Consider the following 16,311-nt stretch of genomic DNA (forward strand, 5'->3'; position numbering starts at 1 on the left):
CTAATGCATCTGCACGTCCGGCTGCACCCCTCCCGGCGGCTGGTACGGCCGGTAGGTGACCTGGCCGCCTTCGAGCACCAGCTCGACCTCGACCGTGTCGGGGAACGGCGGTCCCATCGGGCGCAGCAGCTCCGGCTCGCGGCCCGCCTGGTGGATCCTGACGTTGACGCCCTGCTGGGTCGCGATCAGGTGTCCGAGCAGGTCACGGGCGTTGTAGAAGCCGTTGTTCTCGGCGGGGTCGCTGTGCATGCGCCAGTTCAGGTTCTCCACCAGCGCCCCGTACAGGTGGCCCTGGTGCATCGGCCGGCCAGCGGAGTAGTCCGCGACGGCCTTCGTCACGGCCTGGTGCGTGGCCGCGAGGCTGACGACCTGCTGGCGCAGCGCCACCGGGTCGACGCCGCGGGCCTGCCCGACGACGGCGTACAGGCCGTTGCCCGTCACCGGCGGGACGGGCTGGCGCACCAGCACGCTCTCGTTGAGGTACCGCAACTGCCGCTGCGTGGTGGTGAGGTGGTCGGGCGCCGCCGGCTCGGGTGCCGCGACGACCTGCTCCTGCACCTGTTCGACCGGCGCGGCCACGGCCGGGTGCGTCCAGTTCTGCTGCGGCGTGCCGGGCTGGCTCTCCACGTCGGCCGGCGGGTTCCACGTGTTCGGCGCGGGCAGGTCCGACCGCTCCGCGACCTCGGGCTGCGGCCTGTTGTGCGACTGCAGCGCCTTCATCCGCTCCTCGACCAGCTGCAGGTGCCGCGGCTTGAGCCTCGCGTCGGCCCTGTCGATACCCGAGGTCATGGGGGTGTTGTCGTTGACGACGCGGCCCCGGCCGTCCTCGTGCTGGAAGATCGGCTTGACCTCGCCGGGCTCCAGGTACTCGTCGCGCAGCCCGACGAAGTGCCCGACCTCGTGCGCCAGGCGCCGCGCGTCGGTGTGCGAGGGCCAGGTGAGCTGGTTGGCCCGCCCGTTCGGGTCGTTCGTGACGTCGATCGTCGCGTGCGCGTCGGCCGGGTCGTCGGTGAACTCGACCGTGACGTGGAACTGCTCGCCGTCCGGCAGCCGGTAGCCCTGGTTGTACAGCTCCTCGACACCCGCGAGCGTGCGCTGCCGGACGTCGGCGTCGCCGCCGTTGAGGTGCAGCCGGACCGTGAAGTCCCGCACCGGCACGCCGTCGACGACCATGACGCGGCTGTCGTAGGCGATCGGGCCGCGCCAGGCCTTCATGGCGATGCCGTTCGGGCCGACCTTGGTGGAGTCGAGGACACCGCCGTCCTCACCGCGCACCCAGCTCGTGGCCGGGGTCGTGGCGCGGGCGTCCAGGATCGCCTGCGACGACACGGGGTCGCGCGGGTCGAACCAGGCCGCGCTCGCCTCGGTGCTGTGCAACGGGCTCGGGTCGGCGGGCGGCTGGTGGGACACGGGCGCGTCCACCGGCGGCGCGGACGGCTCCGCGTCCGGCTCCTCGACCATGCCGTACGCCTGCAGGTTCTCCCTGAACGTGGTGATCAGCTCCGGCGTCAGTTCGACGTGGAGCGCCTCGCCCAGTTCCGCCCGGTTGTCCGTGGCCGCCCGCGTGAACACCTCGGGGCTGATGAGGCCGTCGGGGACCAGCTTCGACTTGGCGAGCACCTCCTGCACCCACATCGCCTGGTTGGCCGTGCCCGGGCCCTTGAGCTTGACCTCGATCATCGAGTCGGCCAGTGGTGGCGCGCCCGTCACGTCCACGATGGCGGTCTTCTGCGCCATGTTGAACGCGCGGTTGTAACCCTTCTCGTGGTCGAAGACCTCGGAGGCGATCCTGGCCGGGTCCGCCGAGTAGGTCGGGCTGCCTTCGAGCGTGTTCCACAGCTGGTGCGACCAGTCGCCGAACTTGCCGTGGCCAGGGTCGTCCACGAACGCGGCGAGCTGCTCGGCCTCGATGATCGGCCGCTTGAACTGGTCGTTGAACGCCTTCGTGACGGCGTCCAGGCCGTGCTCGTCGATCAACGCCGCGATCTCGTCGGAGCGGGTGTGCAGGACCACCGACGCGCGCAGCAGGTGCAGCCCGGCCTCGTGGTCGAGGTAGCTCCCCGGCTTGCCCTCCAGCTCCGCCTTCACCTGCGACATCAGCGGGGTGGCGTGGTTGTCGACGGCGTCGTCGGTCAGTTCGAGGAGACGGGCCTCGGCCTCGGGGAGCGGGGCAGGGGCCGGCGGGAGGGCGGGCTCGGCGGACCGGTCGCGGTCAGCCGAGTGGTCGTCCTGCACGGAGCTTTCAGCAACGTCGTCCTGCACCGAGTGCTCGGCCACGTCGTCCTGCACTGCGGTCTCGGCCACGGACTCGGCGGCCGTGTCCACATCGGACACCACCGGCGCCGCAGCCGGGGCCTCGGTGACCAGGCCGCCTTCCTGCAGCTCCGCCGTCAGCGTGACGACCAGCTCCGGCGTCAACTCGACGTCGAGTGCCTCTTCGAGTTCGGCGCGGTGGTCGTCGACCGCCTGGGCGAACGCCTCGGGGCTCACGGCAGAGTTCGACGGGATGACCTTCGCGTCACCCAGCACCTTGTGCACCCAGAGGCCCTGGTTATAGGGGTCGGTGCCGAACTGCGGGGTGCTCGCGATGGCGTCGGCCAGCGGCGGTGCGCCCACCAGGTCCGCGTACGCCGCGTCCTGCGCGAAGTTCGTGCCGCGGTTGTAGCCCTTGTCGTGGTTGAAGACGTCGGAGACGAGCTTGTCCAGGTTCCCGTCGTAGGACGGCGTGTTGCCGACCGTCTCCCACATCCGGTGCGCCCAGCCCTCGAACGCGGTCCTGCTCTCCTGCGTGCTCAGGTCGCCGAACTGCGCGATCTGAGCGGTCTCGATGATCGGGCGGCCGAACTCGCTGTTGAACGCCCGCGCGACCTGCTCGACGCCGTGCCGCTGGATCATCGTGGCGACGTCGTCGGTCCTGGTGTCGAGCACGACCGACGCCCGCAGCAGGTTGAGGCCCGACTCGGCGTGCAGGTACGTGCCGGGGTTGTCGGTCAGCGCCGCCCTCACCTGGTTCGCCAGGGGAGAGGCGGTCGTCATCGCGTCGTCGGTCAGGGCCTGGAGGTGGCTGCGCACCACGACGTCCGGCACCTGCCGGGGTGCCTCGTTCTCGGCGTCGGACGTGGTGCCTTCCGTGGAGGGCGCGTCCGTGGACGGTGCGTTCGGCGGCTGCGGTGCCGGACGCGTCCCCGTGACCATTCCCTGGTCCTGCAGTTCCTCCCGCAGCTCGGTGATCTTCGCGTCGGTGAGCGGGAAGCCCAGCGCGGTCCCGAGAGCGCCGCGGTTGGCGGCGGCGGCCTGCGTGAACACGTCAGGGCTGACGGGCTGCCCCGCCGGGATGATCTTCGCCTTGCCGAGGACCGTCTGGGCCCACATCGCCTGGTCGTCGAGGTCGGTGCCCCAGACCGGGGTGGTGGCGATGGCGTCGGTCAGCTCCGGGGTCGGCATGACCTCGGCGAGCGCCGCCTCCTGGACCATGTTGAAGCCGCGGTTGTAACCCTTGTCGTGGTTGAAGAGGTCCGCGACCCTGTCGGCGTCCGACTTCAGCGCGTCGGACTCCCTGACGGTGTTCCACAGCTGGTGCGCCCAGTCGTCGAACTTCGCCCGGTTGTCCGGGTTGGACAGGTCGGCGAACTGCGCGAGCTGCGCGTCCTCGACGTAGGGCCGGTCGAACGCCTTGTTGAACGACGCCGCGACCTCCTGCACGCCGTGCGTCCTGATCAGCTCGGCGATCTGGTCGGTCCTGGTGTCGAGCACCACCGAGGCGTGCAGCAGGTGCAGACCGGCTTCGGAGTGCACGAACCTGCGCGGGTCTGCCTTCAGCCCGGCCTCGACGGACTTCGCGAAGTCCGAGGCGTTCGCCATCGCGTTCTCGGTCAGCGCCGCGAGCTGGACGTCGGTCTCCGTCTGCGGGGCGACCTCCGCCGAGGAGTCCACAGTGGAGTCGACGGGCGACTGCACGCTGGACGACGGGGGAGGCGGCGCCGGACGCGACCGCACGTCGTTGCTCGTCGAGGCCTCGCTGGACGAGGACACCTCGGCGGGCGGCACCGACCGCGTCACCGGCGGGGCCGGCGGCAGCGGCGGAGGCGGAGGAGGCGGCGGGGGAGTGGACGACGACGGCGGGGTGTTGTAGTCGGTGATCCGCTGGTCGACGACCTTCTTCTTCTCCCACCACTCCTGCTGACGGCCGTCGGCTGCCCGGCGGGCGTTGTCCAGGTCGGTCTCGGCCGCCGTGACGAGCGCCTTCTGCGTCGCGTGGTCGTTCTCGACCTGGGCCTCGACCTGGTCGAGACCGGCCCTGGCCGTGAGGCGGGTGGTCTCGGCCCGAGCGACGACCTGCTCCTGCGTGGTGACGGCCGCACGGCGGTTGTTGGCCTCCGTGCGCCGGCCGTCGACAGCGGCCTTGGCCTCTTCGAGGCGACGCTGCGTCTCCTGCAGGCGGGTCTGCGTGCCGTTGAACGTGGTCTCCGCGGTCCGCAGGGTGGTCTCGGCCGCCGTCTGCTGCTGACGTGCGGTGGTGAGCTGCGCCTGCAGGTTCGCGTCGCCGGGCGTCGCGGTGAGCCGGTTCTCCAGCGTCCGCACCGCCTCCGCCTTGGTCTCGACGTCCGACCTGGCGTCGTCCACCTCGAACCGGGCGGTCATCGCCAGCGCGCCGAGGCCACCGACCTCGGGCGACAGCGAGTTGATCGCGTCGACCGTCTGCTGGAACTCGACCCTGGCGGTCTCCGCCGTGGCCTTCAGCCCGTCGAGCGTGCGCCCCTCGGCCTCGACCACGTCGGCCGCGTTGTTGTACGTGCGCTGGGCGGGCGTGAGCGAGGAGTCGCTCCTGGCGAGCGCGGCGGCCGCGGTGTTGATCACCTTCTGCGCGTCGTGGCGCTTGGTGTCGACCTCGATCTCGGCGGTGCGCCACGCGTCCGCGGCGGCCTTCACCTCGGCCTGGGCGGACGTCAGCTCGGGGCTGAAGTTCTTGCCCAGCACGTTCTGCGCGTCGGACGTGGGCATCCGGACCGAGGCCGAGTTCGGCACGGACAGGTCGACCACGGCGGTCCTGCCGCCGATCGTCGCCACCACGCGGTACTCGACGCCGAACTGCACCAGGCCGGTCGTGGCCTTCGGCTTGAGGTTGTTGACCTTGTTGTCGGTCTGGCCGCCGGAGTTCGCCGTGGCGTCCTCACCGGCGTGCCGCACCTCCAGGCCGCTCGTGGCGAAGTTGACGTTGTCCTTGGGATCGGTGTTCTGCTTGATCCCCGCGCCGCCGGTCGCGAAGCCGACGGACAGGTCGCCCGTCTCGGTGACCTTCGAGTCCGTGCTGGTCGCGGTGATCTGCGTCTTCGGGTTCTCCAGAGCCACGCCGTCGCTGAGCGAGCCCAGCGTCGGGTCGACCAGCTTCGCGTACACCTTGACGTCCGCGTCCTGCCCGAACGTCAGCGCCGCCTCGTGCAGGCCCGGCACCGACAACGGGCCGGACAGCATCGACGGCAGGTGCGGCTGCAGGTTCTCCGGGCTGAGCGTGGCCAGGAGGCTGTTGAGCGAGCCCGTGCCCTTGCCGGTCAGGCCCTTCTTCGCACCCGCGTCCTGCAACGCCTGGATAGTCGCCGCGCGCAGGTCCTTGGCACCGCGCAGGTTCTCCACCGACGCGCCCTGCGGCAACGCGGACGGGCTGCCCGCCTGCTGCCACGTGGTGATCGCGTCCGCGGAGCCCTGGTCAGGAGTCCGGGAGTGCTGTTCCTTGGCGTACGGCTGCCTTGCCGCGCCACCATCGACCTTCTGGTTGTCCGCGTGCAGGCGGACGGTCATGTTCTGCGGGCCGCTGGCCTGGTTCGCGACGACCTTGTCGCCCTTCTCCACGACGAGCTCGAACTCGATCGGCACGGTGTAGCGCGCCGCCGGTCCGCTGCCCGCGCGGAAGCTGGACTGCTGGTCGGTCGTCGAGGTGGTGACGGAACTGCTCGTCGACTGCCCGATGTTCCCGGCCGCGATCACGCCGGCGGTGCCGGAGACGTTCGGGTTCGCACTGCCCGGCGACGCGAGGCCCGGCGCCTTGAGGCCGATGCCCCAGCCCGTGGCGCGGCCCTGGCCGTCGGTCACCTTGTGCGAGCCGGTGATCGTCGACTCCATCTCGACGCCGTCGTTCACGACGTTCTGGAACTCCGGCGTGCCCGCCTTGGCCTTCAACGTGACCTGGTACGAGTCCTTGCCGAACGTGCCGGGCTGGTGCACCAGCAGCGGGACGCCGCCGTCCATCGCGCTGTCGATCATCGCCTTGACGCTGGCCGGCGAGCTGAAGTCGACCAGGCGCTGCAGGTTGCTCATCGAGTCCTTGAGCACCGAGTCCGGCAGCAACGGGTCGCCGAAGCGCTTCCTCGTGTTCTGGTTGACCTCCGCGGAGAGCCTCTCGACGACGTCGGACAGGTCCGGCACGCTCTCCACAGTGGACAGACCGAGTGCGCTCGGCTCGTTCGCCGCCACCGTCGCCGGAGGCGCCATCTCCGGGAACTTGGGCTTGTCCACCTTCGGCTGCACGTCGGGCAGCAGGCCCATGTCCCTGGCGACGTCCTCGGTCACCCGCACGAAGACCGACTTCGGCAGGGTGACGGTCGCGCCCTCGGACCTCGGCGTGGTGCCGGCGATGAAGTTCGCCGCACGGCTCTCGCCGACCACGGTGACGTCGGCGTCCAGCTGCACCAGCACGGTGCGGCCGCCGGAGGGCGTCACGTAGTTGCGGTCGTGGCTGCCGCCGACCTCCTTGCCCGAGGTCTTCGAGTCCGACCACGGCGTGACCTTGCCGGCCACCGCGAAGCCACCGGCACCGCTGGTGGGCGTGGGCTCGCCGGCAGGGGGCGCGGGGTCGTTGGGCTTGATCGGCACGTTGATGCCGCCGGTGATGTCGACCGACCGGTTCGTCGTCGACGACTGGCCGGCCTTGTAGCCACCGGTGCTGGCGTTCTCGGTACCGGTGTCGTCCGAGATGGACACGATCTTCGGGTTGCTCAGCCCGAACTTCACGCCGATCGCGCCGGTGCGGTTGGTGACCCGCCGGTCGTACTTGAGGCCCTGCTCCTGGATGCCGGTCTGGGTCAGCGTGCGCAGGTTCGCCTTGATGTTCTCCGGGGAGAACATCTTGTCGATCTGGGCGCGGGACGCCGTGCCCGGCACGGTGAGCGCCGAGTCGCCACCGGCCGCGCGGTTGAGCGCGTCGACGGCCTGGTCGCGCAGCGCCGTCGTGTTCGCGACGGCCTCCACGTGCAGGAACTCCGGCGCCTTCTCCTTCGGCTTCGTGCTGAGGAGCTTCTTGACGGACGGAGCGTCCGCGAGCGTCTTCGTCTCCGGCTTGCCCGGCTCGAAGCCCTTGCCGGGGTTGTCGTCCAAGGTGGAGCTGTCCGACACCCAGAGGTTGACCTCGCCCTGGAGGCGCGGGAGCTTGGTGTCGCCGGTCTTCGCGACCGTGGTCTGCTCCGGCGAGTGGAAACCGGGAGCGCCGGGCACGACCCGCCGCACCCAGGCCCGCGGCCGGGTGAACGTCGTGATCTCGACCTCGAACTCGACGTCACCGCGGAACACCTGGGCGTTCGGGCTGCCGACGCTGAGCGACGTGCTGTTGACCGTCGGCCCGGCGGTGGTCTTGTCCGTCCAGGCGTGGTTGTACTTGACGCCCAGCTGCGGCGCCGGGCTCAGCTTGGCGATCTTGGTCTCGCCCGGGATCACGACCTTGCCCTCGACACCGCCGCTCCAGCCCTTGGTGGTGCTGGAGGAGCTGTCGAGCTTCGGGCCGGTGGACGACGCGTCGCGGACGTTGCGCGCGTCGGCCTGCCCGAGGTGCTTCGGGTCGGTGACCTTCGCCTTGACCGTGATGTTGACGTAGGTGTTGGTGGACGTGCCGCTGTTCTTCAGCTGCACCTGGACGCCGGGACCCATGAGGCTGTCCATGTTGGTCCGCAACGCCGCGGGGGAGAGCTGCGAGGTCAGCTTGCGCTGGTTCGCGAGCTGCTCGGCGACGTCGGCGAAGTTCTTGCCCTTGCTGCTTCGCGGGTTCACCGACGAGTCGTTCCAGGTCGGCAGGAACTTGGCGAACCCGGGGATGTCCCGCAGTGCGTCCTCGACCTGCGTCTGGACCTGCGAGGCGACCGCGAACTCGCCGACCTTGGCGTTGCCCGTCGCGATCGCGTCGCTCATGTAGGGCGGAGCGAACTTCTTGCCCTTGTTGGACTCGTCGACGATGGAGCTGCGCGTGCCTTCCGGCGTCGGCATCCCCGCGTGGGCGGCCTCGGGCAGACCGACGCGCATGTAGGTCGTGACGGGGACCGTGACGACGCCCTTCGGCGTGCGGACCTCGACGTCGGCCGTCACCTCGTACAGACCGGTGTCGCCCTTGAGCTGGATGCCGCTCTTGTGCGCGGTGTTGATGCCCGCGTTGACGTTCTCCGCGGTGCGGGCCGAGTAGCCGACGGTGCCGCCGACCTGGCCGCCCACCACGTTCGGCAGGCCGGCGTTGAAGCCGAGACCGGCGTTGACGTCACCACCGGACTTGGTCGTCGACGACACGCCACTGCTGTGCGCCGACGTCTCGTGCAGGCGGAGCTGACCGGTGTCGAGCGTGCCGACGAGCCGTGCGGTCTTCAGCTTCGCGGTCATCTGCACTGCGGCGCCCTTGCTGGCGTGCGGGCTGATGAGGTCCGGCGACGTCACGTACGCGCCGCCGAGCATCGCGCCGAGGTTGTTGCGGATCTCCGTGGGGCTCAGGAAGTTCTGCAGCGCCTCACGGCCGGGCGAGCCGATCTTGACGATCGACGGGTGCAGGTCGCGGGCGACGTCGTCGAACGCCTTGTACGGGTTGTCGACCGACACGGCCTCGGGAGCGGGGTGTTCGAGCTTCGCCCAGTCCGTGTCCGCCGGGGTTTCCACGTCGGACGTCTTGCCGGAACCCGTGATCTTGGCGAGGTCGTTCGGGATCTGCAGCGTGACGTCGCCGTCCACGGTGGCGACCGGCTTGAGGCTGCCACCGGGGTTGGTCAGCGTGATGTCGTACGAGACGTTGACGACCGCCTGCGTCGACCCCTCGCCCGCGCGGATGATCCGCTGGTCGGTGAGCGACGTCGAGGTGCTCTGCGTCTGCGCCGGCGTGGCCAGCTGCGCCTTGCCGCCCAGCGAGCCGTACGCGCCGTACCCGGCACTGGCCGTGGCGGCGCCGCCGATGTCGTTGGCCGTGGCGACGGTGTGCGCGGTCGAGGACGTGTTGCCCGACTGCGCGGTCGCGTCGACCTTGACGCCCGCCTGGACGTCCGGTGCCACGTCCGTCTGCGCGTGCATGGTCGCGCGGACGTTCGCCTCGTACCAGGTGTTGCCGATCTTGACCTGGAAGTTGCGGCCCTTGTCGAGGAACGACTCGAAGTCGCCCTTGATCGCCTGCTGGATGCGGGCGGCGTCGGCCGGCTTGAGGTTCTCGATCGCGTTCGTGACGTTCTCGGCGCCCCGCACGTCCGTCGGCGCGATCGTGCCCAGCGCCTTGTTCTTCTGGAAGAACTCCGGCAGCGACTGCGAGGCCGGCATGACCTGGCCGACGGGCCGCGGGTTCAGCTCGACCATCGGGATGACCGGGTTGGGAGGCGCCGGACGGGTCTCGACCGAGCTCTCCGGCGGGGTCCACGCCGGAGCGTCCTGAGTGGACTGCGCGGGCGGCGCACCGCGGTGCGACGGTCCCTCGCCGCGGTCGTCGTGCGGGCTGAAGGTCGACTTGCCGTTGTCGGTGGTCCGGCGGTCGATGTGCAGCTCGGCGCCGGTCTTCGGCGCCTTCCACTTCTCGGCCTTGGCCCTGTCGGTCTTCGTGGAGTGTTCCTGGACCTCCGGCCTGAGGTCGTGCAACGGCTGGACGGTCACGGTGGACCCGTCCGGGCTGTGCACCACGATCGGCCGGTTCAGCTCGGTGGCGAGCAGCTGGACGGTGAGGTCCTCGGCCCTGGCGGACTTCTCGATCTCGGCGGTGTCGGGCCGGTACGGCTCGGGGGACGGCGAGGCCGAGCGGTCGGGGGTCGGCACCGTGTGGCCGGGGAGCGGAGTAGTGGGCCTGGGCTCGATGAACGAGTTGACCAGGTGGCCGTTCTCCAGGCCGTGCTCCTGGCGGAACCGCGCGATCTGCGTGGTCACGCTCGTCGACGCGATCGCGCCCTGCTGGATCGTGCCCGTGCGCAGGTCCACGGGGGTCGGGATCGCGGGGGCCTTGCCCCTGCCCCTCGGCTTGGCCGCGGCCTCGTTGGTCAGCGCCTGGCTCACGGCGTTGAACACGCCGTCGGCGCGGGGCGGCGCGACGTTGGGCGCGATGCCGTGCTGGAGCAGTCCGAACGTGCGGGTGACGTTGCTGTTGTTGTCCGACAGCGCCATGTTCAGCACTGTCGCCATCTTCTGCTGCTTGGCCGTGGGGACGATGTGGCCGAGCTCGGCCTCGGTCCGGTACGGCAGCTCGCCCTTCTCCGGCTTCTGCCTGGGCGGCGGGTACTGCGTGGTGGCGTCGGTCTGCGGGTCGACGCCCATGCGGCCGTGACCCGGGATCTCCTTGGAGATGCCGTAGTTGAGGGTGTTCTTGTCCTCCCAGCCGAGCTTGAGGGAGTCGACCCTCGACGGGGCCCAGCCGCCGGTCCTGACGTCGGTGATCTTGCCGGTGGTCTCGTCGCGGACGTACCGGTGGTCGATGCGCTGCTGCGACTCGCGCTGGACGTGCGGCTTGTTCTTGGCGTTCGGCGTGCCGTCCTTCTGGGGCTTGCCGTCCTGGAACTCGCCGCGGATGTCCGAGGCCCTGATCTCGGCCTTGGCCGCCTTCGACGCCTGACCCGGCTCGCCGCCGAAGGTCCGGTTCGGCACGGTCTTGAGGTCGACGTGCGACTGCGCCCACGACTTGCCGTCGTTCATCGCGAAGTCGAGCGCGATGCGGGACAGGTCGGTGCCGACGGCGCCGCCCACGAAGTCCGTCGAGAAGGTCTGGCCGCGGTAGGGGTTGCGGTTGGTCTGCAGGTCGACCTCGATGCCGGACTCGACCGCGACGGCGGTGACCGCGGCCTCGAACTCGGCGTTGCCCCTGACGAACTTCTCGTTCGCCGCGATCTCGGCGTCGACCTGGGCCAGCACCCTGGCCTGGCCGGCGCTCGGCCTGCCGCCCTGCTCCCTGATGTCGGCTTCGACCTGCGCCTTGGTGGCGAGCAGGTCCGCGTTGAGCTCGGGCCTGGGCAGCTTCGTCGTGTGGATCTCGGCGATCTCCTTGCCGGCGAACTCGTTCATCGACTTGCCCAGGCCGTTGAACTCGGCCTCGGCGTCGCTGAACCGCACCGACGGGTCGACCATCGGCACGTTCGCGTCGATGAACAGGTTGGGCTCCGGCAGGTACGGCAGCAACGGCGCCGAGGCACCCTGCCGCACGCGCGCGTCCATGTCGTCGCGCATCGCCTGCTCGAACTTCTCGACGAACGCGGCCTGGTTCTCCGGCTTGAGGTGGTCGGCCACCAGGTCCAGCTGCCGCTGCTTCTCGGCCCTCTGCGCGGGCTTGAGCTTGGTGTCGGCGTCGAGCTTCGCCTGCTCCTTCTGGCGGCGGCTCTCGACGTCGGTGAGAAGTGCGGTGGTGTCGCCGACGCGGTAGCCGCCCGCGTACAGGAGCGGGCGGACGGGGCCGGTCTCCGGCGAGTGCAGCGTCTGGTTGAAGTGGTTGAAGACGTCCGTGTCGGACGGCACCCTGCGCGACCCGGAGTCGAAGTCCTGAATGGACAGGTACGGGTGCGTGCCCTTGCCGTTCAGCGCGCTGACCGCGAACTTGGTGGCAGAGCTGTGCATCGTCTCGTTGCGCATCTTGCCGTACGGGAACGCCCCGTCGGCGGGGAGCTTGCCCAGCGGAACGAGCGCGATCGGCTCGGTGCGCGTCGCGACGGAGTTGTTCGCCTGCGCGATGTTGGCGTCCATGTCGACGCCGCTGTCGCCCTGACGGCCGTTCACGCCGATGACGAACACCATGTTGTTCTTGAGGTCACCGGCGTCGGCGGTGACGGCGTTGATGACGCTCTCGATGTCACCCAGCTGGTCGTGGCTGACGATCATGTTGACGACGAACGACGGCGGGGCGTCGTTCTCGACGTTGCTCTTGAGCTTGTCGAGGTAGGTCGCCTTGTCCGGCACGTCGAGCGGGCCGCTCGCGAGGTCCTCGAACGCCTTGTTGTACTTGAAGTCGACCTTGCCCAGCGACAGGCTGCCGAACGCCGAGGTGAGGTCGGCGACCTGACCGTCGCCCCGCGGCTCCATGTCGACGTCACCGTCGGAGTCGGAGTCGACCTCCATCCCGTCGGTGTTCTGGGTGCTCGGGCCGGCCTCGGTGTTGGTCCAGCGGTCCGATTCCGGCTTCTTCTTGGTGGTGCGGTCGTCGGCCTTGACGCCGTTGTCGCTCTCCGGGCTGCGGTCGCGCTTCACCGGCCGCGTGTCGCCCACGACCTCCGGTCCGGTGGAGTTCGTGGTGCCGACCGGGTTCGTCGTGGTGTCCGCGTTCGGCTTCGGGGTCCAGCCGGCGGGCGGCGGCACGGTGGCGGGGCCCGCGGGGTTGATCGTGGTGTCGGGCACCATGACCTGGCTCGTGGCCGTGCGTTCGACCAGCCACAGGTGCCGCGGGCGCAGGCCCGGCTCCTTGCCGTGGACGTCGGCGCCCATCATGCCGCCGTCGTTCTTGTGCACGCCCGAGTTCGTGTCGTGCTGCTGGAAGACCCGCGACTTGTCGCTGTACTCGTCCGGGATGCCCAGGTAGTGCAGCGTCTCGTGGGCGAGGACCTCGGGGCTGGTCGTGGGGTTCCAGTGCGTCTGGTCGACGCTGGGGTTGTCCGGATCGACCTTGACGCTGGTGTGCGCGTCGGCCTTGTTGTCGACGAACTCCAGGTTCAGGTGGAACTGGTCACCGCTGGGCAGCCGGTAGCCCTGGTTCAGCAACGAGTTGACGCCCTTGGCGGCGTTCTCCTTCACCTGGGCGACGACCGCGGGGTCGGCGTTCGCGGCAGGGTCGATGTGCACCTTGACGGTGTACTCCTGCACGAAGTTGCCGGGGCTGGTCTCGATGCGGCGCAGGTCGTAGTTGATGAGGCCCTGGTAGGACTTCAGGTTCGACGGCGTGCTGTCGGTGCGGATGTCGTGCACCACGACGTCGACCGTCCGCACGTCGGTGTTGTTGCGGCGGTCCGCCCAGGTGCTGCGGTCCGCGGGCGTCTCCGGCTTGAACCAGTCGGCGGTCTTCGCCGGGTCGTGCCGCCACGACTCGTCGGTGAGGACGTCCTTGCCCTTGTGCGACTCCGCGGTCGGGGGCGTCATGGCGGGCGGCGCACCGCCCGCGCGGACGTTCTTCTGCTGCGTGTCGGTGCTCGCGGGAGCGGGACGGGACGAGTTCGTCTCGGCACCGCTCCTGCTGCTCTCCGCGACGGACGAGTCCTGCGGCGGCAGGGCCGGCAGCGGCTTCTGGCCCGCGTTCGGGTCCGTCGTGGTGTTCGTGTTCGCGGACGTGCCGCTGGTCGTGCCGTCCGTCGCCGGCGGGGGCGTCGGGGTGGTGACCGGGCCGTCCTTCGGCGGGACGGGCGGCGGCGGGTTGTTGAACGAGTCGATCTCGCCGTCGACCTTGGTCTTGGCGTCCCACCACGTCTGCTGCTTGGTGTTCGCCTCGGTCCGGGCCTTGTCGAGCTTGGTCTCCGCGTCCTTGATGACCTTCTCGGCGGCCGTCTGCTGGTCGACGAGCTTCTGGCGCGCGGCCTCGGCCTCGGCGCGGGCCGCGGCGGCCTCGGCGGCGACGTCCTGCTGCGCCTTGAGGTCGGTGCGGGCGTCGGTGGCGGCCCGGCGCTGGGCGTCGAGTTCCGCCCGTGCGTCGGTGACCTGCTGCTGGGCGTCGGCCAGCGCGTTGTGCGCCGCGTCGGCCTCCTGCGTGAGCCGGTCGATCTCGGCCTGGGGAGCACCGTTGACCTCGGCGTCGGCGACCGCGTTGTCGGCCACCTGCGCGTCCTGGCTCAGCGACACGACCTGGGCGTTGAGGTCCTGGATCGTGGCACGGGTCTGCCCCGCGTCCCTGATCGTGTTGTCGAACGCGTTCTGCAGCGGCGTGACGTCGGCCTCGGCGGCGAGGTGGGTGCCGATCGCCGTGTTCGCCTCGACCGACGCGGTGCCGAGCGGCTGGTCGGTCCGCGCCATGACGGCCGCGGCCTCGTTGATCTTGTCCTGCGCGTCGTGCCGGGCGTCCTCGACGGCCTTCTCGGCGGTCCGCCAGTCGTCGGCCGCCTTCTTGACGTCGGACTGCGCGTCCTTCAGCGAGTCGCCGAACGGCTGGTTCAGCATCGTCTCGACCTCGGCGGCGGGCATGCGCACGCCGGCGGAGCCGGGCACCGTCAGGTCGACGACACCGGTCTTGCCGCCGATCGTCGCCACCACGCGGTACTCGACGTCGTACTGCACGAGACCGGTGCGCGACGCGTCCTTCGGCTTGACCGCGCCGGACGCGGACTGCGACGGGTTGCCGGACACCCCGGAGGAGTCCTCACCCCCGTGACGTCCCTCGACACCACCGGTGCCGAAGTTGACGGTGTCGGTCGGGTCACCCTGCTTGATCGCCGCGCTGCCCTGCGCGAGACCCACCGCCACGTCCACGGTCTCGGAGGACTTGGCCTCGCTGGAGATCTCGGTCGACCTCGTGTCGAGCGGCTTCTCGATCTTGACGTCGTCGCTGAGCGACCCGAGCTGCGGGTTGACCAGCTTCGCGTAGACCTTGACGTCGGCGTCCTGACCGAACGTCAGCGCCGCTTCCTTCAGACCCGGCACGTCGAGCGGGCCGGACAGCATCGACGGCAGGTGCGGCTGCAGGTTCTCCGGGCTCAGCGTGGAGAACAGGGCGTTGAGCGAGCCCGTTCCCTTGCCGGTCAGGCCCTTGCCCGCGCCCGCCTCCGTCATCGCCCGCACGGCGGCGTCGCGCAGGTCCTTGGCACCGCGCAGGTTCTCCACCGACGCGCTGGACGGCAGCTGCGAGGCACGGGGGTCCTGCTGGAACGCGGCCGCGGCCTCGGGGGTGCCGAGGTCACTGCTGCGCCTGCTCGCCGCGGACATGTACGGCTGCGGGTTCGCGCCGCCGGCGATCTTCTGGTTGTCCGCGTGCGTGCGGACCTTCATCTCCTGCGGGCCGCTCTCGGCCCGCGCGATCTCCTTGGAGCCCTTCTCGACGACGAGCTCGAACTCGACCGGCACGGTGTACTGCGCCGCCGGTCCGCTCGCCGTGCGGTTGTGGCCGAAGCCCTCGGTGGTCGCGGTCGTCAGCGAACTGCTCTTGCTGCCACCGATGTTCACGCCCGCAGCGACACCCGCGGTGCCCGAGACGTTCGGGTTCGCGCTGCCCGGCGCTGCGAGGCCCGGTGCGCGCAGCCCGGCGCCCCATCCGGTGCCGCGGCTCGTGCCGTCGCTGTTCTTGCTGGAGCCGGCGACGTTGTGCGACATGTCGACGCCGTCGTTGACCACCTGGTCGAACTGCGGCGTGCCCGCCTTGGCGCGCAACGTGACCTGGTACGAGTCCTTGCCGAACGTGCCGGGCTGGTGCACCAGCAGCGGGACGCCGCCGTCCATCGCGCTGTCGATCATCGCCTTGACGCTGGCCGGCGAGTTGAGGTCGACGATGCGCTGCAGGTTGCTCATCGAGTCCTTGAGGACCGAGTCCGGGATCAGCGCGTCGCTGCCGAACTTCTTGGTCTTCGTCGAGAGCTCCGCCGTGAGGTTGTTGACGACACCGGACAGGTCCGGCACCGACTCCACGTTGGACAGACCCAGCGCGCCGGGCTCGTTCGCCGCCACCGTCGACGGCGGCGCCATCTTCGGGAAGTCCGGCTTCGGCACGCTCGACTCGACCTTGGGCAGCGCGCCCAGGTCGCGCGCGACGTCCTCGGACACCCGCACGAACACCGACTTCGGCATGTTCACCGTGACGCCTTCGGCGTTCGGCGTGCCGCCGTGCAGGAAGTTCCCCGCGCGGCTCTCACCGACGATGGTGAACTCGGCGTCGATCTGGACCAGCACGGTCCGCGCCTCGCCCGACGTCGACTTGCCGCGGTCGACGTTGCCGCCGATCTCGTTCGACGTGGTCTTGCTGTCCGACCACGGCGTGAACTTCGCGGTCGCGGCGACACCGCCGGACCCGCTCGGGTTCGTCGGCGTGCCCGCGGGCGGCGGGGTGACGTTCGGCCGCACCGGCACGTTGATGCCGGCGGTGAGGTCGACGGACCGGCTCGTCGTGGACGACTCACCGGCCTTGTAACCACCGCTGACCGAGTTGTCCGTGCC

General features: G+C 70.3%; 1 protein-coding gene (cut by a window edge). It reads right to left on the reverse strand.

Features of this window, described 5'->3' with window-relative positions:
* Positions 1-16,311, reverse strand: the 3' portion of a protein-coding gene (locus ACFWN2_RS11075) for a hypothetical protein (protein ID WP_382426650.1). Its footprint extends 13,347 nt past the window's final position; 16,311 of the gene's 29,658 nt are visible here — the last part of the coding sequence; the start codon falls outside the window, past its right edge; the stop codon is at positions 1-3.

Origin of the sequence: Lentzea sp. NPDC058436, from assembly GCF_042721515.1 — a bacterium.
In the GTDB taxonomy this organism is placed as follows: Bacteria; Actinomycetota; Actinomycetes; order Mycobacteriales; family Pseudonocardiaceae; genus Lentzea.